At 53.9% G+C, this 23,637-nt stretch carries 20 protein-coding genes and 1 tRNA gene; 14 read left to right on the top strand and 7 right to left on the bottom strand.

Features of this window, described 5'->3' with window-relative positions:
• Positions 1-108 precede the first annotated feature (108 nt).
• Entirely contained in the window at positions 109-1,104 is a 996-nt protein-coding gene (gene kdgT / locus V7Q49_RS16460) for a 2-keto-3-deoxygluconate transporter (RefSeq protein ID WP_333853707.1), read from the bottom strand.
• 647 nt (positions 1,105-1,751) lie between these two features.
• On the opposite strand from kdgT, the gene proP reads away from it, so the two are divergent.
• The 11 genes from proP to V7Q49_RS16405 all read left to right on the top strand — a co-directional run bounded on the left by proP (position 1,752) and on the right by V7Q49_RS16405 (position 15,264).
• Positions 1,752-3,254, top strand: coding sequence for a glycine betaine/L-proline transporter ProP (proP, locus tag V7Q49_RS16455; protein ID WP_333853583.1), 1,503 nt, complete (start codon positions 1,752-1,754; stop codon positions 3,252-3,254).
• A 325-nt stretch (positions 3,255-3,579) separates the two neighbouring features.
• Positions 3,580-4,995, top strand: a complete 1,416-nt coding sequence (locus V7Q49_RS16450) for an undecaprenyl-phosphate glucose phosphotransferase (protein WP_333853582.1) — start codon at positions 3,580-3,582, stop codon at positions 4,993-4,995.
• A complete protein-coding gene (locus tag V7Q49_RS16445; protein WP_333853581.1) occupies positions 4,985-6,271 on the top strand; it encodes an outer membrane beta-barrel protein in 1,287 nt (428 codons plus the stop codon). Before V7Q49_RS16450 ends, V7Q49_RS16445 begins: the two co-directional genes overlap by 11 nt.
• A gap of 1 nt (position 6,272) precedes the next feature.
• The gene (locus V7Q49_RS16440; RefSeq protein WP_333853580.1) at positions 6,273-6,830 is read left to right on the top strand and encodes a polysaccharide biosynthesis/export family protein; all 558 of its coding nucleotides are present in this window, start codon (positions 6,273-6,275) and stop codon (positions 6,828-6,830) included.
• Positions 6,831-6,832: 2 nt separating this feature from the next.
• Entirely contained in the window at positions 6,833-8,953 is a 2,121-nt protein-coding gene (locus V7Q49_RS16435; protein ID WP_333853579.1) for a GumC family protein, read from the top strand.
• Positions 8,950-10,161, top strand: a complete 1,212-nt coding sequence (locus V7Q49_RS16430; protein WP_333853578.1) for a capsular biosynthesis protein — start codon at positions 8,950-8,952, stop codon at positions 10,159-10,161. The genes V7Q49_RS16435 and V7Q49_RS16430 overlap by 4 nt, the downstream gene beginning before the upstream one ends.
• Positions 10,158-11,534 (top strand): capsular biosynthesis protein, encoded by a 1,377-nt coding sequence (locus V7Q49_RS16425; RefSeq protein ID WP_333853577.1) that lies wholly within the window; start codon positions 10,158-10,160, stop codon positions 11,532-11,534. The genes V7Q49_RS16430 and V7Q49_RS16425 overlap by 4 nt, the downstream gene beginning before the upstream one ends.
• Entirely contained in the window at positions 11,531-12,529 is a 999-nt protein-coding gene (locus tag V7Q49_RS16420; protein ID WP_333853576.1) for a glycosyltransferase, read from the top strand. The genes V7Q49_RS16425 and V7Q49_RS16420 overlap by 4 nt, the downstream gene beginning before the upstream one ends.
• Positions 12,529-13,740 (top strand): glycosyltransferase family 4 protein, encoded by a 1,212-nt coding sequence (locus tag V7Q49_RS16415; protein WP_333853575.1) that lies wholly within the window; start codon positions 12,529-12,531, stop codon positions 13,738-13,740. The genes V7Q49_RS16420 and V7Q49_RS16415 overlap by 1 nt, the downstream gene beginning before the upstream one ends.
• A gap of 1 nt (position 13,741) precedes the next feature.
• Complete coding sequence (locus V7Q49_RS16410; protein WP_333853574.1) at positions 13,742-14,854, top strand: glycosyltransferase family 4 protein; 1,113 nt, start codon at positions 13,742-13,744, stop codon at positions 14,852-14,854.
• Between the two features lie 2 nt (positions 14,855-14,856).
• Positions 14,857-15,264, top strand: a complete 408-nt coding sequence (locus V7Q49_RS16405; protein WP_333853573.1) for a hypothetical protein — start codon at positions 14,857-14,859, stop codon at positions 15,262-15,264.
• A gap of 43 nt (positions 15,265-15,307) precedes the next feature.
• Here the strand turns inward: V7Q49_RS16405 and galE are convergent, their stop codons facing one another.
• Positions 15,308-16,324 (bottom strand): UDP-glucose 4-epimerase GalE, encoded by a 1,017-nt coding sequence (gene galE, locus V7Q49_RS16400; RefSeq protein WP_333853572.1) that lies wholly within the window; start codon positions 16,322-16,324, stop codon positions 15,308-15,310.
• 121 nt (positions 16,325-16,445) lie between these two features.
• A complete protein-coding gene (locus V7Q49_RS16395) occupies positions 16,446-17,372 on the bottom strand; it encodes a glucosamine inositolphosphorylceramide transferase family protein (protein ID WP_333853571.1) in 927 nt (308 codons plus the stop codon).
• 231 nt (positions 17,373-17,603) lie between these two features.
• On the opposite strand from V7Q49_RS16395, the gene V7Q49_RS16390 reads away from it, so the two are divergent.
• On the top strand, positions 17,604-19,028 hold the full coding sequence (locus V7Q49_RS16390; protein ID WP_333853570.1) for a DUF4832 domain-containing protein: 1,425 nt from the start codon (positions 17,604-17,606) through the stop codon (positions 19,026-19,028).
• 261 nt (positions 19,029-19,289) lie between these two features.
• Here V7Q49_RS16390 and V7Q49_RS16385 read toward each other — a convergent pair.
• Positions 19,290-19,365 (bottom strand) — tRNA-Phe (locus V7Q49_RS16385).
• 172 nt (positions 19,366-19,537) lie between these two features.
• Here V7Q49_RS16385 and V7Q49_RS16380 point away from each other — a divergent pair.
• Positions 19,538-20,380, top strand: a complete 843-nt coding sequence (locus V7Q49_RS16380; RefSeq protein WP_333853569.1) for an AraC family transcriptional regulator — start codon at positions 19,538-19,540, stop codon at positions 20,378-20,380.
• A gap of 36 nt (positions 20,381-20,416) precedes the next feature.
• Positions 20,417-21,007 (top strand): LysE family translocator, encoded by a 591-nt coding sequence (locus V7Q49_RS16375; protein ID WP_333853568.1) that lies wholly within the window; start codon positions 20,417-20,419, stop codon positions 21,005-21,007.
• On the opposite strand, the gene V7Q49_RS16370 is transcribed toward V7Q49_RS16375, so the two are convergent.
• Genes V7Q49_RS16370 through cutA form a run of 3 tightly spaced genes read right to left on the bottom strand, consistent with a single transcriptional unit; the run spans position 21,004 to position 23,623 of the window.
• A complete protein-coding gene (locus V7Q49_RS16370; protein ID WP_333853567.1) occupies positions 21,004-21,579 on the bottom strand; it encodes a transcriptional regulator in 576 nt (191 codons plus the stop codon). The two genes, V7Q49_RS16375 and V7Q49_RS16370, sit on opposite strands and share 4 nt — an antisense overlap.
• Positions 21,580-21,626: 47 nt before the next feature.
• Entirely contained in the window at positions 21,627-23,324 is a 1,698-nt protein-coding gene (locus V7Q49_RS16365; RefSeq protein WP_333853566.1) for a protein-disulfide reductase DsbD, read from the bottom strand.
• Entirely contained in the window at positions 23,300-23,623 is a 324-nt protein-coding gene (gene cutA / locus V7Q49_RS16360; RefSeq protein ID WP_333853565.1) for a divalent cation tolerance protein CutA, read from the bottom strand. Before cutA ends, V7Q49_RS16365 begins: the two co-directional genes overlap by 25 nt.
• Between the last annotated feature and the right edge of the window lie 14 nt (positions 23,624-23,637).

The following is a 23,637-nucleotide window of genomic DNA, read 5'->3' as shown; positions in this document are numbered from 1 at the left end:
TTTTCAGCCGGATCAGGGGGCCGCTGTAAGCCTTTTATTATTCTGAATGTACTTCATTGCTTTAAATGCAAAACCCTCTCACCGGGTGGGGAGAGGGCTACATATTCATTAGTGGTGCAGTGATTCCGCCGGGGTCTGTTCCGCATTATTCACCGGAACCTGGCCGAAGCGCTTAGCGTACAGCGCGGTAATAATCGGCACCAGAATGGCCGTCACGATAACGCTCGCGGCAACCAGCGCGGTGGCGGAAGCGGCAACCGGTTCGAACGCCGGGTTAATCTGGGCGATAATCACCGGGTTTGCCACGGCAGCACCCGCTGCGGACGAGGCGGCGACCCCCGCAGTACCATTCCCTCCACCGATAACACGGTCGGCAATAATCAGCGGAATACCGGTGATAACGATAACCGCCACACCCAGCACGATACCCAGCAGGCCGGTATCCAGAATCACGTTCAGGTTGATGGTGTTACCCAGCGCGAAGCCGAAGAACGGGATCAGAACCGGCGTGGCTTTGCTGAAGAAGTCACGCAGATCGTGGTCGAGGTTGCCGAGGGCAAAACCGATCAGGAACGGCAGGACGGCGCCGACAAAGTGGTGCGGTTCAAAGGAGGCCAGACCGGCAGAGCCGAGGATCAGCATGGTCATCAGCGGGCCGGATTCCAGAGACATCAGAACGAAGGCGCCGGACTCTTCTTTGGTGCCGTACTGGTTCATCAGGCTGGCGTACAGGCCGCCGTTGGTCATGTCCATCGCAGAGACAATCGCCAGCACGGAGAGGCCAGCGAAGAAGCCGGTCTGAATCCCGTTTTCCGGGATAAACATGGCGCAAATCATCGCCACAACCCAGGCGACGGCAATTTTGGTAATCACCAGCGTCCCGGATTTACGTAATACTGTGCCCGTCGCCCGTAAATTAATGGAGGCGCCGATACAGAAGAACCATACCGCCAGAATCGGAACTGTTCCGGTAATCATGCCTTTGGTGAAACCACCAAAATAGGCTCCGGTATTAGGCGCTAAGGTATTTAAAATTGCACCCAGTACCAGCGGAACCAGCATCATCCCTCCGGGGATGCGTTCAATCGCGGCTTTAATCTTCATCATTAACCCTCACATCTCATCACGCATCGCCAGCGGACAAGTGATATTTAATAATCTAATGAATTCAACGAATTGTGGCTTAAAAACGTCAGGTAATTCGTCATTCATACAGCAGATAAAACCAGTTTGGTTTTTTTAAACCTTCATTTGAAGGCCACCAGACTCGTTTTGACGGGCTTATGATGCGATCGTTGGAATGATGATTCAATGAAAATAAAACAGTGTTTTAGTTATCTCGATCACATATTTTACGGAAACACGTGATTTGCATCTTGATTAATAAAATGGCTGTGAACGCATTGTAAATAAATGTCGTTCTTTTTTGATTTCACAGCAAATAATAACGCCTGAAAGCGTATTTACGCAGGCACATATAAGAAACAACGCATGACGAGTTATTTACACTTCTGGTAAAAACCTTAAAAATATATGTGAAGTTGATCACAAATATAAACGCTGGTAGGGTAATGGCACCATTAACAGCCCAGACAGGCGTCACAGGTTCGGTTGTACCGCTCCGAAAGGTCAGTGTAAGTAAACCTGCTACGCTTGAGAAAGGAGAATGCGCATGAGGCGCTTCCCGGGTTCCACAGAGCGCCATTTATAAGCGCTGTGGTGAGCACTGGGCTTAGTCTATGAGGATAGCAATGCTGAAAAGGAAAAAAGTTAAACCGATCACCCTGCGCGACGTCACCATTATTGACGACGGTAAGCTGCGCAAAGCGATCACCGCCGCCTCGCTCGGTAATGCGATGGAATGGTTCGACTTTGGTGTGTATGGCTTTGTGGCCTACGCGCTGGGTAAAGTCTTCTTCCCCGGTGCCGATCCCAGCGTGCAGATGATTGCCGCCCTCGGGACCTTCTCTGTTCCCTTCCTTATCCGCCCGTTAGGGGGTCTGTTCTTCGGGATGCTGGGGGACAAGTACGGCCGCCAGAAAATCCTCGCCATCACGATAGTGATCATGTCGGTCAGTACCTTCTGTATCGGCCTGATCCCGTCGTATGCGAGCATAGGCATCTGGGCCCCGATCCTGCTGCTGCTGTGTAAGATGGCCCAGGGCTTCTCGGTCGGGGGGGAATATACCGGTGCGTCCATTTTTGTTGCCGAATACTCGCCGGACCGCAAGCGCGGCTTTATGGGCAGCTGGCTCGACTTTGGCTCTATTGCCGGGTTCGTGCTCGGCGCGGGCGTGGTTGTGCTGCTCTCCACCGTGGTGGGGGAAGAGAACTTCCTCTCCTGGGGCTGGCGTATTCCGTTCTTCCTGGCGCTGCCGCTGGGGCTTATTGGCCTCTATCTGCGTCATGCGTTAGAAGAGACCCCGGCGTTCCAGCAGCATGTCGATAAGCTGGAGCAGGGCGATCGTGAAGGTCTTCAGGAAGGGCCGAAAGTCTCGTTCAAAGAGATTGCCACCCGCCACTGGCGTAGCCTGCTGACCTGTATTGGTCTGGTGATCTCCACCAACGTGACCTATTACATGCTGCTGACCTACATGCCGAGCTATCTGTCGCATAACCTGCATTACTCAGAAGATCACGGCGTGCTGATCATCATCGCCATCATGGTGGGGATGCTGTTTGTGCAGCCGGTCATGGGCCTGCTGAGCGACCGCTTCGGACGTCGTCCATTCATTATCTTCGGCAGTATCGCGCTATTCGTGCTGGCTATCCCGGCCTTCATTATGATTAACAGCGATGTGATCGGCCTGATTTTTGCCGGCCTGCTGATGCTGGCGGTGATCCTTAACTGCTTTATCGGCGTAATGGCCTCGACCCTGCCGGCGATGTTCCCGACGCACATCCGTTACAGTGCGCTGGCGGCGGCCTTTAACATCTCGGTACTGATTGCCGGTCTGACGCCAACGCTGGCAGCCTCGCTGGTGGAGAGCACGCAGAACCTGATGATGCCTGCCTACTATCTGATGGTGATTGCGGTGATTGGCCTGATTACCGGCATTTACATGAAAGAGACGGCGAACCTGCCGCTGAAAGGGGCGACGCCTGCCGCGTCTGACCTCCAGGAAGCCAAAGAGATCCTGCGTGAGCATCACGACAACATTGAGCAGAAGATAGAAGATCTCGATGCTGAAATTGCCGACCTGCAGGCGAAGCGTTCCCGACTCGTCGATCAACACCCCCGCATTAATGAGTAAATAAAAAACCCGGCTCCGGCCGGGTTTTTTTTCATACCCAAATGGAATACAACGAAAGTTTATTGGCGGTTTTATTGAATAGTGCTTACGCTGTATATAAGCGGATGTCTCTATAAAATCGACGCTTTCTTCTCTACGCGAGTCTACGCGAGGTATGTATGCTGAGTTTTACTCCGACATAGTTGTAAACGCATGCACTACCCTGGAAGTTGACATTCCTGTCACTTTCCTCAGCACGAAACAGTATTTTATTTTTTAAAAATCTTTGCTAATGCAATTAGTACAAAAAAATAATACCAAATCTTAATTATAAACAGGTCTGGACATGCTGAGAAATTCGCAAAAGATTACCCATGGAAGCTACTCGGTATTGATTAAATTAATTGATTTTTTCTCAATTAATATGATTTTAATACTGAGTGGTTGGGTATGGAAAATGGAGTCTTTCGATACTGTAATTTTGATCAGCCTACTGTACTCCACCGCCTTTTTACTGTTTGGCGAATACACGGAGTGCTATCTCTATCGGCCCAAAAACAATAATTTGCGTAATCAGCGCCGCCTGTTTTTGACCGCTTTTTTTGCCATTCTTTTTATCGGCATGGTGCGCCTGCTGGTGGCAAAATTATACGCCCTGGGCTATGTCACTTTTATCGATGTGCGTAATATTCCTGCCATGCCGCTCTGGTATGCCGCGCCGATCCCTTTCCTTTATGTCGTCCGCCTGATTATTTTCAAACTGTCGGCAAAAAAGAAAATAAGGGTGGCTATCATCGGCATTACGGAAAACGGCCTCGCGGCTGAGCAGGCGCTACGCCTGGAGTACGCTGACGTGCAGCTGGAGCTTGCCTTCTACGATGAGCGCGGCCCGGAGCGGCTCGGGGAACTGGCCACCAAAATCACCAGCCCCTATAACGGACCGGTGATTAATCTGGTGGAAGAGGCCAAAGCCAGCAGAGTCGACGAAATCTACATTGCCCTGCCGATGGTGGCGCTGCAGCGCATCCGCCATTTTCTGGCGATAATGTCGGATACCACGGTGGATACCTATATCGTGCCGGACTTTTACGCCTACAGTACCAACACCTCCCAGATCCGTTCCGTCCATAACCTGCAGACCATCGGTATTTTTACCTCGCCGCTGGACGGTGGGGGATCGTTTATTAAACGAGCAGAAGATCTGGTGTTGGGCAGCGTGATTATGGTAATGATTGCCCTGTTAATGATCGTGATTGCCATTGGCATCAAACTCACTTCACGTGGGCCTGTTTTCTTCAAACAGGATCGCTATGGCCTGAGCGGGCAGAAGATTAAAGTCTGGAAATTCCGGACGATGAAGGTGATGGAAAATACCGACACGGTGGTACAGGCGACACGAGACGATCCTCGGGTCACCCGCTTTGGTGCGTTCTTACGCCGGACATCTCTGGATGAACTGCCGCAGTTCATTAATGTAATACAGGGGAATATGTCTATTGTCGGTCCACGGCCGCACGCTGTGGCGCATAACGAGCTTTACCGTAAGCAGGTCGAAAACTACATGATTCGCCATAAAGTAAAGCCTGGGATCACAGGTTTAGCGCAAATTAATGGCTATCGTGGCGAAATTGATGCGCTATATAAAATGGAAAAGCGAGTCCAGTACGACATTGAATATATTCAGAACTGGTCCTTTTGGTTAGATATAAAAATCATCATTAAAACCATTTTTAAGGGATTTGTTGGTAAGAATGCATACTAAAATTATTATTATCGTTGGGATTATGGCGTCTCCGGTTGCCCTGGCAGAATTAACACCCAAATCACACATCGGCTGGGCCGGTATCGACTTCCAGAGCAACGTCGGTGTGGATTATGGGCGTAACGATAACGTGACTTTCCAGCATCACGACAGCGACGCGAAAAGCTCCGATTTCCAGGGACTCAAGCCCGTCTTGTCCCTGAACGGAGAGCGTGGTCAGGATAAGTATTTGCTGATGTACTCGGGGGATTATCGTCACTACTCCAGCGATTCTACCGATGATTATGACGATCACTTTTTCCGCTTCAGGAGCGACTGGCGTTTTGGCCAGATGCATGGCCTGACCCTGAATCTGGAAGACTCACTCGGCCATGAGGAGCGCGGGCGCGGCGTGACGGAGGGGTTCCTGCCGGAACAGTTTCGCCAGTTTGGCGTCACGTCACCTTTAACCACCAACCTGTTCAATAGCGAGCTACGCTATAGTTATGGCGCGCCGGACGGACGTGGCAGGGCAGACCTGGCCTTGATGCACCGCAAGTGGACCTTTGGCAATACCGGTCAGGTTGAAAGCAAGGATGAGGACTTCGCGCAATATATCCGCGAGCAGGAGTGGACCGAAAATACCCTGATTGCAGAAATTTTCGATCAGTACACATCGAAGACGCGTTTTCGCTATAGTTTTATTACCAACCAGTTTCATTACGATCATGATTCGCAGAAAGATAGTAATGAATATTATTTGCGTTACGGTGTTCAGTCGCAGCTGACGGGTAAAACGAACGTTGATATGAACGTGTCGTGGCTTTATAAAACCTTTGAAAATAACCCCGGCTCGAAGGATTTCAACGGCATTAACTGGGATATTCTGGGTGAATGGCGGCCGTTGCAACAGTCACTTTTTACGTTAAGAACATCCCAAAGTATTAAGGATCCTTCCGAAGCGGGAGGATATAATTTAGTGACGGAATACGGCGTTTCATACAAACAGCTATGGATGAACGACCGTTTAACGACGCTGCTTGATTACGCATACATTACCGAAGACTACAAAGATCAGAACAAGGACCGTCACGACAAGAATGGCGTGTTTTCATTTATCGTAGGTTATAACCTCACACCATCGGTTAACTTTGGTGTGGAATATCATCTTGATACGCTTAAGTCTAATAAAGATACAGATACCTTCACCATCGGTCCCAACGACGAACGGGTGGTTACTGAAACGTTGGGCTACGATCAATCTTTGATTATGCTTACAGCTAAGGTTCAGATTTAAAATGAAAATAATGAAACTGTGCGCGTTTTTACTCCTCAGCATTGTTTTCGCCGGCTGCAAATCAACGCAGCCGACGTTAATGGACAATAGTGTGGTTGATACAGCAAATTATTTACTGGGCTCCGGCGATGTCGTCAACATTAACGTTGCCGGTCAACCTGACCTGACCATGAAAGTAGTACTTGATAATAGTGGGGCTATTAATTACCCCTATATTGGCAAGCTGGAATTAAAGGGCAAAACCGCAAGTCAGGTCGATGCAGAGATTACGCAACGCCTGCGTAAAGGTTATGTGCTTAACCCCATGGTGACGGTCAATATCGCCGAATTTCGTAAATTCTATATCTCTGGTGAAGTTGAGAACCCGAATGGCTATTCCTATGAGCCAGGTATGACCGTGGAAAAAGCCATCGCGCTTGCGGGTGGCTATACCGACCGTGCAGACCGTACGGATCTCAATATTCGTCAGGCGTCCACCGGTGAGTTACTCGAAAATGTTGATGTTACCCACTCCGTACTCCCGGGCGATCTCGTAATTATTGGCATAGGGTTCTTCTGACCATGAAACTATCAATAGTGGAAAATGGCAAAAAGCGAGAAAGCGCTATCGATATCGCCAGATTTGCCAGAGAAATTAAAAAGAACTCCTGGAAAATCGTTCTCTCCGGCGTGATTGCCGGGGCGATTGCCTGGCCATTAATGAGTTTGATGTCATCGAAGTATGTATCTACCGCCACGGTACTGATTAAAGCTCAGCCGGACAATGTTTCACCTTTCCAGCGCGTGGAGGGCTATGACTCCACCCGTAACGGGTACTACGAAACGCAAAACGCGCTGATGCAATCGCGCGTGGTGCTTGAGCAAGCCATTCGTACCCTGAAACTCGATCAAAACCCCGCCTTTAACGGCGGGGGATCTGCCAGTGGTTCGACCCCTGCGAACGAACAGCAGCGGGTGGATAATGCCCTGAAGACGCTGCAGAAAGATCTGACGATCAGCAACGTGCGCACGACCCATTTATCCACCGTCTCCTATGAATCCACCTCTCCGCAGCTGGCGGCAGAGGTGGCCAATGGCGTGGCGGAGTCGTTTATCAATTACACCCTGGCGCTCAAGCAGCAAAAAACGGCGAAGGCGAGGGAAGATAACCAGCAGAAGCTGCAGGAACTGCAGCAGCAAATGGTCCAACAAAAGACCGCTCTGGACAGCTATCTGGCGAAAGAGGGGCTGCTGACCTTCCGTGGCGTTGATGGTTTTGAAACGGAGCAGATGGGTATTATCACCAACCGCCTGGCGAATGCGACCGAGCGCCGGGTGGCCGCGGAATCTGTCTATAACGAAGTACGTTCCGGTGGAGGGAAGGTGATCTCCCTGCCGTCGATTTCAAATCATGCCCAGATCCAGGATTTACGCATTGCGCTGATCCAGGCGAACAGCGAGCTTTCTCAGCTGGAGAAATCCTACGGGCCCCAGCATGACAAAGTGATACAAGCGCGGGCGCGTATCAACGCGATCCAGGCGCAAACGGCGATGACGCTCAGAGAGCAGCAGGCCGGATTACGCCAGAGCTACGAGGCGGCGCTGGCGGACGAAAAAAATTACCAGAAGCAGCTGGAAGAACAGAAGGCGAATTTCCAGAAGTTATCCATGAAGCGTGATGGCTACAACGACCTGAAGCTGGCGCTGGATAAAACGGAAGATATGTACAAGATGGCCTATCAGCGCACGCAGGAGCTGACCTTACCCGGCTCTTATTCCGATGCTGATGCGGAGATCTACGATCCGGCCGTGCCCGCTGCGCTGCCGGCAAAACCGAATAAGCCGCTGCTGATGTTGATGATTGTGCTGCTGGTGATGCTCTTCTACGTGATGTACGTCATGGTGAAAACGGCCACCGACAAATCGATCAACACTCTCAGCCAGATGCAAAAACGACTCAATCTGCTGCCGCTGGGTGAGATCCGCCGCTTTAAAGGCGTGGGCGGACGCGGCAAGATCCGCGATCTGATTACCAGCGATCCGCTGAATGCCGACGTCATTCACAGCATGCGCACGCAGATCATGCTGAGCAGTCATCCGCTGCAGGTCATTGCCGTGACGTCGGCGGAAGCCGGGGAGGGGCGTACCCTGCTGGCGAACCTGCTGGCGAACTCCTTCAGCTTTGACCAGAAAACGCTGCTGATCGATATGGACTTCTTCAACAATGACGGTCTGTCGGGCGAGCTGGGTTCACCGAAGGCGCCGGGCGTGGCAGAAGTGCTGCGTGGCGAGGGCGTGACCGAGAACGTGCTGGTGAAGATGAGCGACAATCTCGACTTCCTCCCGCGCGGCAATACGTCGGTCTCGGCGCTGCTGCTGCTGTCGCCTGAACGGTTGAAACCGCTAATTGATTCGCTGCGCAGCCGTTACCAGCGCATCATCATCGATATGGCGGCGGTGAATCAGAGCCAGGAAGTGCAGCTGGTGAGCCAGGCGACGGACGGTCTGATCTTCGTCCTGAAAGCGGGCCTGAACGCTGCCGACACCATTGGGCCGGCCATTGAGAAAGCAACCAACGACCACACGGTACTGATCGGCGGCGTGCTGAATCAGGTAGTGGATAAAAATCTGGAGAGCAAAGAGGGGCTACGTTCCCTCAACTACCATACCCATGAACTGATGAATAACACAGGCCGGGCATGAGTCTACTCAGGAGCGCTTCCACGATCGCCGGGTCATCAGTCATTTCTCAACTGATTGGTGCCCTGTCGATCTGGCTCATTTCGCATAAGTACGATCTGGGCGAAGTGGGACTCTATGCGCTCAACTACAGTATTGCCCTGATCGGGGCACAGGTCTGTACCTTTGCCTCGCAGCTGTTGATCCCCAGACAACCGGATGACGAGCTGACCCAGAACGTGGTGTTCTGTCTGCTGCAAAGCCTGACGATCGCCGTGCCTTATGCCGTACTGACGGGCTGGCTGTTCCATCAGAATATGTTCTTCCTCTATCTGCTCACGCTCTCGAATACCTGGGTGCTGGTGGCAGAAAACCTGTCGCTGCGTACGGCCAACTTTCGCTTTCTGGTGGTCCAGCGTATTTCCGTCTCGGTGGTCGTGGTGGTCTCTGTCCTGCTCACGAACCAGGTGATGGCGTTTTACTGGATGTGGGCGATCCTGATGATGGTGCTGACCAGCGCCTGCATCCTGCGGGCATTTGATATTCGCACCGTCACCCGGCATCACCTGCTGCCCGCCAGCAACCTGGCGTTCCTGAAAAAGCATATTCACCACGTCACCAAAGTGGGCAGTGCCGAAGTGCTGGCAATGGCGAGCAGCAACCTGCCGATTATGTTGATCAACTTCTGGTTCTCGGCCTTAACGGCGGGCTACTTCTCGGTGGTCAGCCGCTTCTGCCTGGCCCCGGCGGTGATTATTGGCAATGCGGTGCGCAATACCATTTTCTCGAAATGGTCGATTGATTTCAGAAACAACGTCTTCAACTACGAAGAGTATACGAAGGTGCGCCTGCTGCTGTTGGTGCTGGGCGTGATCTGCACCCTGGGCGTATTTATCTTCTATCCGATTGTGATGAATCTGGGTTTCAGCGAGGAGTGGGTCGCCTCCGTACCGACCTCGCGTTACATGCTGCCGTACCTGTTCCCGGCGCTGGCGGTCTGTCCGCTGACGGTGATTGAGCTGATTTTCGGCTCGCATCGCTATTTCCTGCGGATCCAGCTCGAACAACTGGCGATCGTGGTCATCGCGTTTGTCATCGTGCCCTATATCTACAATGACTATGCGACCTCCATCATCTTATTTTCGATTCTGACGTTCATTCGCTACGCCTTCATCTACCTGAAGGTGAATAAGCGCGCCGACATTCTGAAAAACGGGTCAGTGGCATCATGAATCTTAATACCGGACATTACTTACAAACGTTCACCCTGCTGACCCTGATCTTCATCGGGCTGGTGCAGTACTTTACCGGTGAGCTGGCGATACTGTGGCTGCCCTTTGTCATGACCATGCTGATGGCCGGTTTCCTGGTGCTGCAAACGCGTTATGAGCCCATGCGGCTGGATGCACAGGAAGCCATTGTTCTGACGCTGTATCTCTCTTTTATCGTGCTGGCGGGTATGTCGACCCTGTTTCAGGGCGGGGCGCTGATCGTCCTGATCGGGTTTAAGAACGAGATTGGGCTGTCGCTGGTGATGCTCTGCCTGCTGCTGGGATTCTGCCGGGAATCGCAGATCTACCAGGTGACGCGCGGCCTGTACTGGATTTTTTATATCCAGTTCCCGGTGGCGCTGTACCAGCTTATCTTTGTGGTGCCGCAGCGCGTGGCGTTACGCGGCGAAGAGGAAAAATGGGACTCCGTGGTGGGAACGTTCGGCGGCGACCCGATGGGCGGGGGAAACACCGCAGCGATGGGGCTGTTCTGTCTGCTGATCATGCTGCTGAAAGTCTCAGAGTATAAGCATGGGCTGACCAGCTTTAAAAACATGGCCTTGCACATTATGCTGGGTTTTGTGATGTGCATTATTGGTGAAGTGAAGTTCGTGATCCTGCTGTCGCCGCTGCTGCTGGCCTGGGTGTGGGTTATGCCCTCCTGGGTCAAGGAGGCGAGTAAGGTCAATTTTGCCGTGCTGCTCTCCATTCTGGTGGCGATGGTGCTGCTGATCGTGCTGGCCATCGTCATCCTGGCCTACAGCTATACCGCCGCTTACGGCATCGACATGGCGGAAAACCCTTTCACCGTGTTCTTTGACTCACTGAGCTATATTTTCGACCCGAACTACATCCTGCCAGGCGGGGAGATAGGGCGCTTTACCACCCTGACGTTCTGGCTCCAGCATAACGATCTGTCGGGGTTGCCGGGCACGCTGTTCGGCTACGGGCTGAATGCCACCAACAGCGGCAGTTTCCTCTCGCCGGGCTTCCTGAACCAGATCTACAACCTGACCCTCGATAGTACCGCTCTGAGTATGCTGTTATGGGAGGTGGGTCTGGTGGGGACCTTCATCTTTATCGGTCTCTTTATTTATCTTCTTAAAGTGGTTCAGCCTGAACCGCTGTTGTCGATTGACCAAATCGATAAGCAGGATCTCCAGCTCCTGAGCTTTGCACCGGCCTTTAATGTGTTTTCAATCGCCTGTCTGCTCAGTATTCCCTACAGCCAGATACTGCTGATCGTGCCAATGTTGCAATTCCTGTTCTATTTATCTTTAGGTTCCAGCTTAATTATTCGCCGGACCGTACGCCGTTATACGGGGCTCTATTGATGCATAAACCGTTTATTACTGTAAGTATAAAAACCTTTAACGAAGCCGAATGCATTGAGAAAACCATCGACAGCATTCGCAGCCAGATCGGCGAGTATCCGCATAAGATTATCGTTGCTGACAGTCTTTCCACGGATAACACCCAGCAGCTGGCCAGCGATAAAGGCGTGATAGTGGTGTCGTTAACCGAACCGGCTGACCGTTGCTGCGGTGTCGGACATCAGCTGGGCTACCTTCACAGCGAGGGGGAGTACATGCTGTTGTTGGATGGCGATATGGAGCTGGAGCCCGGTTTCATCGATCATGCGGTGGCGTTTTTGCAGAGCAACCCGACGTACGCTGGCGTAGCCGGTACGGTGGAGATGGATGACGCCTCGAACTATGAATTTACCTCCCGCAAGCAGCGCATCAACAAGATCTACCCGCTGGGCGACAGCGACCATCTGGGCGGCGGCGGTCTGTACCGTCTGTCAGCGATTGCCGATATTGGCTACCTGACCAACCGCAGCCTGCACGCCTATGAAGAGGCGGAGTTAGGGATTCGCCTGCTGGCCGCGGGCTATAAGCTGCATCGCCTGAACGTGCCCTATTTTCGTCATACCTCTTATACGATGCCGACCTTCAGGATGCTGCGCTATCGCTGGAAGAGCGGTTTCCATCAGGCACCCGGCGAACTGCTGCGCAGCGCCTGGGGTAAACCCTGGTTCCGCGATGCGCTGATGCTGGTGAAAAACGAAGTGATCTTTGCGAGTTATATCCTCATCGTGCTGATCGCGTTTTTTACCTTCGACGTCAGCCTGATTGATATCGCCCTGCTGCCGCTGCTGGCCTTTATCCTGCTAAAAAGCATTCAAAACCGCTCATTGAAAAACGGCCTGAACAGCGTGATCAACCTTGCCGTACTCTCTGCCGGGCTGGTGAAAGGTCTTTTCCACCCGCAGCGCGATCCCCGGGTTCCGCCGGACAATAAAGTTATTCATGAACAGGTAGAGTGATGAAAGTCTTACTGGTGAATAAGTTCTTCTTTATCAAAGGAGGAGCGGAGACGGTCTATTTTCAGGAACGCAATATGCTGAAAGAGGCTGGCGTGGAGGTGATCGATTTCTCCATGCAGCATGAGAAGAACTTTCCGTCTGATTATGCTGACCACTTCGTCAGCAATGTTGATTATCACAAAGAGGGTGGGCTGCTGGCCGGGGTGAAGACTGCCATCAGCTTTATTCACAACCGGGAAGCCTGTAAAAAAATGCTGGCGCTGCTGGAGCAGACGCGCCCGGAGATCGTCCATTTTCACAACATCTATCACCAGCTGACCCCGGCGCTGATCAAGGTCGCCCGGGATTTTGGCTGTAAGACCGTGTTAACTGCCCATGACTATAAAATTATGTGCCCGTCGTACTCGATGCTGCGCGACGGCAAAGTGTGCGATGCGTGCGTTACGGGCAGCGTGTTTAACGCGTTTCGCTATCGCTGCCAGGAGGGTTCGGCGTCGAAGAGCCTGCTGCTGTCGTTAGAGGCGACCTGGCAGTACATCGCCCAGAACTATCAGGCGCTGGACGTGATTATCTCCCCGAGCGAGTTTCTGCGTAACGAGCTGAAACGCTCTTTGCCGGATTCCCGCATCGATGTGATTGTGAACGGTATCGACGACAGCCATACGCCACAGGCGGGTGCGGACCAGGGTTACCTGCTGTACGTCGGGCGTCTGAGCCGGGAGAAAGGCGTACCCACCCTGACCCGGGCGCACCAGTTAATGCGCAATAAAATGCCGTTAAAAATCGTCGGCCACGGGCCGCTGTATGACGAGATGGTGGTGGACTACCCCAACGCGGAGTTCCTCGGCTATGTGCAGCAGGGCCCGGCGCTGGATGCGCTGATCCAGAACGCCCGGGCCGTGGTGTTGCCGTCAGAGTGTTATGAAAACTGCTCCATGTCGGTGCTGGAGGCGATGTCGTTCGCCCGGGCAGTGGTGGGGGCCCGCATTGGCGGGATCCCGGAGCAGGTACGTCACGGTGTGGAAGGATTGCTATTCGAACCTGGCAACGCTCAGGATCTGGCCGATGCGCTGGATGTGATGGCGGAAAACCCGGAGCAGGCCCATGAGATGGGGCTGAAGGGCCGGGTACGGCTTTGCCAGAAATACTCACTGCGCAAGCACATGGAAACGTTGCAGTCGCTCTATCGCGAGCTGCTCGACAGGCCATAACATGTCAAAAAAAATCACGGTGTTGGGTACGCGCGGCATCCCCAATGTATTAGGCGGCGTCGAAACCCATTGTCAGAATCTGTACCCGGCTATCCGGCAGCAATATGACGTGGAGATTTGCGTGATTGCCCGGTCGCCCTATGTCCCTTATCGCCGCTCGAGCTATAAAAATATCGAGACGCTGGCGCTCTGGGCACCGAAAAAACGCAGTTTAGAAGCCATTGTGCATTCTGTTATTGCGGCGTTGAGGACATTCGTTGACCGATCCGATATTGTGCATGTTCACGCCATCGGACCCGGCCTCGTGGTGCCACTGTTACGCCTGATGGGCAAACGCGTGGTCTTTACCCATCATGGGCCGGACTACGAACGCCAGAAGTGGGGCAGGATGGCGAAGAAAATCCTGATGCTCGGCGAGAAAGTGGCGGTGAAGTATGCCCACGAAGTGATTGTGATTTCTGAGGTCATCAACCAGCTGATCCAGCAGAAACACCATCGCTACAATGCGCATCTGGTTTATAACGGGGTTAACGTGCCGGAGCCGCTGGCTGACGAGACGATCGACAGGATCCTCGGGCGTTATGAGCTGCACCCCGGGCGTTATATCGTGATGGTCGGGCGGTTCGTTGAAGAGAAGGGGATGCATGATGCTATCGCCGCTTACACGCTATCGGGCCTGACTCTGCCGCTGGTGTTGGTCGGGGATGCGGATCACGATACGGAGTACAGCATACACCTGAAACAGCTCGCGTTTCAGACGCCCGGCGTGGTCATGACCGGCTTTTTAAAAGGTGAGGAGCTGCAGGTCGTCTTCTCTCAGGCCTCGCTGTTTGTGATGCCTTCGTACCATGAGGGATTGCCCATTGCGCTGCTGGAGGCAATGTCGTTTTCGCTGCCGGTGGTGGTGAGCGATATTTTGCCAAACCTTGAGGTCGGTTTACCGGCAGAGACCAGTTTTAAGCTGGGTGATGTTGCTGATTTGGCAGAAAAAATGTCCAGATGGGTGGACTCACCCCGGATTGATTACGGCGATTTTCTGCAGCGTTACAACTGGGATGAGATCGCCAGAAAGACCGTATCCATTTACCATAGATTAGATAAAACAATAGGTTAAAATTGACCAGTAACACCAGAAACCCGATTGTTATCGATCGTTTTTATGAAGTGCTTGATAAGGACGTTAGCGCCCAGCTGACCCCGGAGCAAAAAGAGGAGATTGAGAGCGCGATCGTCTCGATCACCCTTGCATCGCGGCACCGGATCGATGTCCGTAAAAGTTTTCCTTTCTTCGGCACACGCCTCTATATGGTGTTCTTACTGGGACGGGATCTCCGTGCGCGTGCGCGTCCGGAGTCAAAGCTGTCGCGGATCGTAGTGACGTTTCTTATCCTGTTCGCCACGCTGTTCTTGCTGTGTTGCGTGCTGTTGACGCTCTATATGATCAAATCCGCGCTGGGAATTGATGTTTTCCAGAACTTCCACGTTGGGATTTGGGACTGGTGGCTCAACCTCAAATACCAGTAGCGAACAGGTGCCGTCATCCGGCACCTGTTTGTTTTGCCGGGGCTCAGGCGTTGTAGCCCCCGGGGTTGTTCCTCTGCCAGTTCCAGGCGTCGCGCATCATCTCCTCCAGATTGCGCGTAGCCTGCCATCCCAGCTGCTGGCGTGCCAGCGATGAATCCGACCAGCATTCCGCCACATCGCCGGAGCGCCTGCCGACAATCCGGTAGTTGATTTTGGTCTGCGCGGCTTTTTCAAAGGCCTGGATCAGATCGAGCACTGAATAGCCTACCCCGGTACCGAGATTGATGGCCTTAAACGCCTCGCCGTCGTTTTTATGATCCAGCGCGGCCAGATGCCCATGGGCGAGATCCATCACGTGAATATAGTCGCGCACGCCGGTGCCGTCCGGCGTCGGATAGTCATCGCCAAAGACGGTCAGGCACGCCAGCTTGCCGATGGCCACCTGAGAGATATAGGGCACAAGGTTATTCGGAATACCGTTCGGATCTTCCCCCAGCCGGCCAGAGGGGTGGGCGCCAGCGGGGTTGAAATAGCGCAGGCAGGTGATCCTGAAGTGCGGCTCGGCAACGGAGAAGTCACGTAAAATATGCTCCACCATCAGCTTGGAGGTACCGTACGGATTGGTGGTCCCGCCGGTGCGCGACGCTTCGCTTAGGGGAACCGATTCGGGGTTGCCGTATACCGTGGCCGATGAGCTGAAAATAAGACTGTGCACGCCCGCTTGCTGCATTTCATCCAGCAGCACCATGGTCCCGACGACATTATTTTCATAATAGGCGAGGGGCTTAGCAATGGACTCTGAAACGGATTTAAGACCGGCGAAGTGGATAACGTCGGTAATGGTGTGCTGTGCGAACAGCGTTTTTAACGCGTTGCGATCCAGAATATCCGCAATGCAGACCACCGGCTGTTTGCCCGTTAATTCTGCGACCCGGATTAATGACTCCTGTGAGGCATTAGAGAGGTTATCAAGGACGACGACATCTTCGCCTCTCTCCAGTAATGCCAGCACCGTATGCGAACCTATATAGCCTGCGCCACCTGTAACCAGAATTGCCATAATAAATCCCCCAAACAGCCATCACCGTCCGGCACCAGGCGGTGCCGAATCAGAGATGTGTTTTCGTCGTGTTTTATTTTGCCGCCCTGGTTAGCGTAGTGCGACTTCCCGATATTGTCACTTAGTTAAACAGCCGCTTACGGTGGTTAACCATAATTTTATACGCCAGCTTTTTAAGCGTAGAGAGCAGGCTGAATGTCAGGTGCTTGGTATCGTAGACAATATAATTATCGGTAAAGTTTAAGGTGTGAATACCATCACTGTTATTGATCGACGCGCTTATTCTCCCGACCAGTTTCTCCTGATACTTCTGCGGAGTTAACTTGGTCAATTCTTTAATGAAGATGGATTTCCCGTAGACCTCAGGATTGCACTCCTGGGTAAAGAGGTAGGTTTTGTTGTTGATCGAGTACGGCTTGCCGGCTCCGCGGAAATGCACGTTGCAGACATCCAGGTTCGGGGAAATGAGCTTCCAGTCGCCAAGAATGCCTTCTGAGGTGTGAATGACCAGATCGTTATCCATGGTGGTTGAGACCAGATAACTGACGCCATTTAGCTCAAAAACCACGTTATCGGTGACGGCCATATCAGAGACCAGCACTTTGACCTTTTCCCAGCGCGCGGGGAAATCGACGGACTGGAACAGAATCACTTCTTTGCGTTCTGACGACTCGGGGATCATGAACAGTTTCCCGTCGAGCTGGAACAGGAACGGAAAAGAGAGGTGACATTTTAAGTCATCAAACCCTTCAAGTTTGACGTCATCAATCTCTTCGAGGTCTTTATTAAGGACGCGGCAACGCAGCACCCCCCTCGAGTTAAGAAAAGAAAATGCTTCATAAAAAACATACAGTAAATCGCCTTTATCGATAATAAAGGGATCGGCCTGAAAAATATATTTTTTATCAAGCTGCTGTGCTTTAGCATTTTTAAGGATATCCAGCGTATTTTCCGGGAAAACGTGCTGGCCACGGCTGTTAATGACCATGATGTCCCAGGACTCATGGAAAAACAGCTTTTTAATTATTCTGTTGTTTTTATTAAACATTTTACCAATCTTCTCAGAGGAAATATTAATAAATCCAGCAATGTGCTGTTAAAACAGCGTGAGGAAAGCGGTACGGCCTGTGTCTAACAACCTTATGACCAATGCTTATATAAAGAAATAATATAAAAGGGTGAGTCCGGGATATATCTTATGAAATAAAATGAAGTCATCTTCTGCACGGCTTGTCAGCCGCATCCATAATATTACACTTTCCTGGTGAAAGGGACATTAATGCGCTTACACGATCTGCCATACAAAAAAAGACGATTGCTGTTGCTGGTCGCGGGGGCGCTCGCGCTCTCATCGGAATGGGCGAAGGCGGAGAGTGCAGAACCGCTGCAAACGGTGAATCCTCCGGCCATCAGCGGGCTGCTGACCAATCCCGGCACTGGCGTGGCCCGTTTTCACAGCCAGGACTTAAGCGTTGCGCAATACCCGGCGACGGGCCTCGAGTATCGTCGCTACTACTGGCGCGAAGTAGAGCCGCAGGAAGGGCAGTACAATTTTGCGCTGGTGGATGAGGGGTTTGCCGCTGCGGCAGCCCATCAGCCAGCGATGAACGTTGGCCTGCGTTTTATGGTCCTTGATGGGCCGGAGTCGGGCACGGAGATCCCGGAATGGCTGATCAAGAAGGGGATCAAAGGCACCTGGACACCGGATCATAAAACCTTTGTACCCGATCTGGACGATCCTACCTATATTGCCTACGCCCAGCGTCTTATTCAGGCATTTGGCGCGCGTTACAACAATAACCCGGAGCTGGCTTTTATCGATATCGGCATGGTGGGCTCATGGGGGGAGTGGCATAACAGCAACTTCCCGACCCTGAAGCCATTGCAGGAACGCTACCCACCCGAACTGCTCAACCGCTATGTCGATATGCACTTCCGGGCCTTCCCTGATACCCCAAAAATCATGCTGCTCAACGGCTTTGATTCTGTGGCTTATGCCGCGAAAAGAGGGGCGGGCTGGCGTGCGGACTGCTGGGGTGACTGGCGCAACTTTAGCCCCACCTGGAACCATATGAGCAACGATTACCCGGAGCGCATTGCAGCGACACAGGCGACCTGGACGGGGTTCAACCAGGCGTGGAAAAAGGCCCCGGTCAGCCTGGAGATTTGCGGCCATATGGCGGAATGGCTGAGCGAGCAGAAGTATACCCGGGAAGAGGTGCAGGCCACCTTTGACTGGGCCCTGGCACAGCATGCCAGCACCCTGAACCTGAAATCCACCGACGTGCCGCAGGTGTATCGCGATATCCTCGATAAGGCGCTGACGAAAATCGGTTACCGCTTCCGGGTAGTGTCGCTGACCCATCCGGCGAGTGCCCATCCAGGGGAGACTGTTTCGCTCAGCAGCCAGTGGTCAAACGACGGCGTGGCACCGATTTATTTGCGCTATACCCTCGCCTGGCGTTTGCAGGATACGCGCGGGAATACGGTCGCGCAGGGCAGCGCCGGGGATGATATCCGCCAGTGGCTGCCGGGCAGGTCGAGCTCGACGTATCAGCTGGCGATCCCGCGTAGCCTGGAGGCAGGACGCTACCCGCTCGACGTTGGGTTGGTGGATAAAACCGGTAAGGCGCGTATTCAGCTTGCTAATGAGGGGAAGCAGAGCGATGGCTGGTACCGGCTGTCGTCGGTGATGATTAAGTGAGGGGGCGCTGAAAACAAAAACCCGCCTTTTGGGCGGGTTCTTTGAAGAGTCCGATTCTCCAAAAGCAAAAAACCCGCCATAGGCGGGTTCTTCTAAATAGTGGTGCCGGACTCGGACTAACGCCGAAGGCGTTGAACAGCGCGCTTGTCGCGCTGGCCCCGAAGGGGTGAGCCGCTGGCGGCGAATAATCGAACGGAGTTCGATGAAGAGTCCGATTCTCCAAAAGCAAAAAACCCGCCATAGGCGGGTTCTTCTAAATAGTGGTGCCCGGACTCGGAATCGAACCAAGGACACGGGGATTTTCAATCCCCTGCTCTACCGACTGAGCTATCCGGGCAACGGGGCGCATTAAACCGCAATCACGTACGGGCGTCAACCTTATTTCGGGAAAAGCTGTTCAACTGCTTAAGATTGCGGCAATCTGTCGGTTTGCGCGTCGATTTTGCACAAATCTTCCAGACACAAAGGTAAGCTCAGGCAATGCTGGCAGCGACAAAGGGGGCGTGACAGTGAACGACTGGCTTGAGCTGCGACAGCATGCGGATACAGGAATAGAAACCATCAAGGCGCACTTTGAAGGGCACGCCTTCGATCCGCACTGGCACGACAGCTATCTGGTGGGGATCACCCTCAGCGGTACCCAGCAGTTCCATTGCCGCCGTGAGCGCCACCATAGCCATCCGGGGGATGCGTTTCTGCTTGAGCCGGGCGAGATCCACGACGGCGACGCGCCCGTTGCGGGCGGCTTTACTTATCTGACCTTCTATCTCGACGAGCGCTGGCTCACTAACACCCTGCATGGCCTGTATGATTCCACGCCCGGCAGCTATTCCCTGCATTTCACGCAAACGCTGACCCGCGAGCCGCAGCTGGTGCGTACCATTGGCGACACCTTTGCGACACTGCACAATGATGAGATGAAGATCGTCCAGCAAAGCACGATGGATAATCTGCTGGCACAGCTCACCTCCCATTGCCACTGGCGCAAAAAATTACCCTCACAGTTGCAGAGTGCGGCGGTAGCGCACCGGGCCAGGGACTATCTGTATGCCCATCTGGGCGACAATATTGGCCTCTCCGACCTGGCAAGGGAGACCGGCACCGATCGCTTCACGCTCACCCGCTGCTTCAAGCGCGAGTTCCACCTGGCACCGCATGCCTGGCTCATACAGCTGCGGCTGGCCAAAGCGCGACAGTTTCTGGCGCGCGGGGATCAGCCCGTCGATGTAGCGGCGGCGCTGGGGTTTGCCGATCAAAGCCATCTAGGCCGCTGGTTCCAGCGGGCTTACCGTATTACACCTGCCCACTACCGTCGGTTGTGCACAAACCTTCCAGACGTTTCCAGAAAATAGCGGCAATGTCAGGGCTCTCATAAAAAGGAGTCACCTGTGAACCTGATGCCGTTTCTGTTATTTGCCTTTGTCGCCTCGATCACGCCGGGGCCCACCAATATTCTCGTTCTGACCAACAGCCAGCACTACGGGGTGAAGGCGACCCTGCCCGCGCTGATAAGCGGCTGCGCGGCGGCCAGCGCTATAGTGCTGATTTCGGGTGCCGGGGCGGGGGAGCTGCTGCGTCAGTATCCGCTGGTGCGTCAGGTGATGAGCTGGATCGGTGTGCTGTGGTTAAGCTGGATGAGCTGGCAGCTGTTTTGCGCCCCAGCGGCAAACTTGTCCCGCTCCGGGCATACCCGCTTTACTGCCCGCGCAGCGGCGTTATTGCAGGTGATCAACCCCAAAACCTGGATGATGGCGCTGGCGGTCGTCAGCCTGTTCGCCCCTGCGGGAGAACAGGCATTACGGGATATCGCGCTGATGGCGCTGTGGTTTTTACTGATATCCGTTGCCTGCCTGATGTGCTGGGCATGGCTGGGACAGGCGGTAAACAGGCTGTTTCGGACCGCGGCGGCGATGGTGCGTTTTCAGCGCCTGATGGCGCTGTGTCTCTTTATTTCTGCCTGGGCGGGGCTGCTGGCTTAAGTCAGCGCCCCACCTTTGCGACACTGCGCGAAGTGCAGAATATCTTCCGCCAGCCGCTGGGCCGTATCGACATCGGCCTGGCTGCGGTTCACCAGCATCCGGCTGAGGCAGCCCTCCATAATCAGATCCATCTGCTTTGCCACCATCGCCGGATCGTCCACTTCCAGGGTGGTCAGCAGTTCATGCGTAAAGTCATGCGAGGCACGCTTTTGCTGATCGGCAAGCTGGTGGATCGGGTGACCCGGATCCGGGAAAAAGGTACAGGCGGCAATAAACAGGCAGCCCGGATAGCGGTGGTTACGCACGCATTCGGTGAGCGCAGAGTAGCGCGCCAGTAACTTTTGCTCTGCCGAGAGTTCGCTGTTGAGCATCAACTGCCTGCGCCAGGCATCCACCTGCTGGCTGAGATAACGCAGGGAATCGTACAGCAGCGCCTCTTTGTCGGGCCAGAAGCGACGCAGTTCATCCAGAGGATAATTAATACGTTCGGCAACCATCTCCAGCGAGGTGCTGGCTATCCCTTGAATTTCAAGTAATTGCAGGGTTGCACCCAGAACATCTTCACGTTGCACGGTTTTCTCCTCCGTTTACTTTCGTACTTTCCCGCATAAAGTGTCGTTTACGGTTGGCGATCGCGCAAATGCGCACTGAACGTTGCGGCATCCATAAAGCCTGTTACCCGTTGCGCGGGTTGCTCTTCACCTTGTGCGTTGAAAAACAAGATGGTGGGCAGGCCGAGCACGTTAAGCGCCTTCAGCAGGGCCTTATCCTGATCGCTGTTTGCCGTGACGTTGGCCTGCAGCAGGACGGTATCTTTCAGGGCATTTTGCACCTGTGGGTCGCTGAAGGTGTATTTTTCAAACTCTTTGCAGGCGACGCACCAGTCGGCGTAGAGGTCGAGCATCACCGGTTTACCTTGCGCCTGCGCCAGCGCCTGATGTAACGCATCAATATTTTCGATTGGCGTGAAATTCAGGTGCGCCTGGCTCTGTGCGGCGGGCGCGCCAAAGGCCCAGTCCTGCAGCGGGCGCACGCTGACCAGCGCGGCGGCCAGCAGCAGGATCTGCACGACGCGGATCCACGGCTTGCTGGCGTTTAAGCTGCTGATAAAGGCCCAGCTAAAGAACGCGACGCCAAGCATGGCCCACAGACGCAGGCCCCAGACATCGCCGATCACGCGCTCAAGCAGGAACACCGGCAGCGCCAGAATCACAAAACCAAAGGCGGTTTTTACCGTCTCCATCCACGGGCCGCTCTTCGGCAGCAGACGGTTGCCAAATACCGTCACCAGGATCAGCGGCAGACCCATCCCGAGGGCGTAAAGATACAGCGTGCCGCCGCCGAGCCACATATCTCCGCTCTGGGCAATATAAAGCAGGATCGCGCTGAGCGGGGCGGTGGTGCAGGGCGAGCAGATCAGCCCGGCAATGGCACCCATCGCAAAGACGCCGCCCACCGAGCCGCCCTGCTGGCGGTTGCTCATCAGCGTTAGGCGGGTTTGCAGGGCGGAGGGCAGCTGCAGGCTGAACAGGCCAAACATCGACAGCGCCAGCAGAATAAACACCACCGACAGCCCGATCAGCACCCAGGGATGCTGGAGCGCCGCCTGAAACTGCAATCCGGCCGCCGCGACCACCAGGCCGAGTGCGGTATAGGTGAGCGCCATCCCCTGAACATAGATAAACGCCAGCAGCAGCGCGCGGCCGGTAGAGAGCCGCTGTTTACCGCCGAGAACGATGCCCGAGATCAGCGGGTACATGGGCAATACGCACGGCGTAAAGGCGATGCCGATGCCGATCAATAAGGCCCAGAGGGCCGAAAAGGGCAGTTCGCCCCCGGCAGGTTGCGGAGCCGTTTCCTTTTTCTGAACGGGAGCAGGTACGGCGGCCGCTTTCACTTCGCTGAGCGGAATGACTTTGGTCTCAGGCGGATAGCACAGACCGGCGTCGGCACAGCCCTGGTAGGTGACCGTCAGGGTCGCGCCTTTATCAGCCTGCGTGACGTTGACGGGCACCGACAGCTGACCGCGGTAAATTTCGCTTTTACCGTAAAATTCGTCTTCATGCTCTACCCCGGCGGGCAGCTGAAGTGCGCCAACCTGCGCCTGAGCGGGCGTGATAGCGATCTGCTTGCGATAGAGGTAATAACCCTCCTTCACCTGCCAGTTGAGATTCAGTTCATGTTGGTTTTGCTGGAAATCGAAGACAAAAGCCCGATCGGCAGGCGTGAAGTTCGAGCGGCCGGGTGCATCAAACAACCCGGCAAAGACTGACGTGCTGCACAGCAGCAGGATCAGCGTAAGGAAGCGTTGAGCCATGAGAGATAGTCGTTATCGCCGTGGAGCACTGGCAGGACCAGCAGTTCCGGGGTCTTGTAAGGATGATGCGATTTGAGGCAGTCGAGGAGTGCTTGCTGATGGGCCACGCTGGACTTGAGCAGCATCTGCACTTCGTACTCTTGTTCCAGCTTGCCTTCCCAGTAATAGAGGGAGGTGGCGCCGGGGAGGAGGGTGACGCAGGCAGCGAGCTTATCTGCCAGCACTTTGGCGGCAAGATCCTGAGCGGTAGCTTCATCGGGAGCGGTACACAGAACAACAACAGTGTCGGGCGTATTCACAAGTCGACCTCGGT

Source organism: Leclercia sp. (assembly GCF_036780805.1).
Taxonomy (GTDB): domain Bacteria; phylum Pseudomonadota; class Gammaproteobacteria; order Enterobacterales; family Enterobacteriaceae; genus Enterobacter.
Note: the sequence above shows the minus strand (reverse complement) of the source record. Positions and strands in the feature narration are given on the sequence as shown.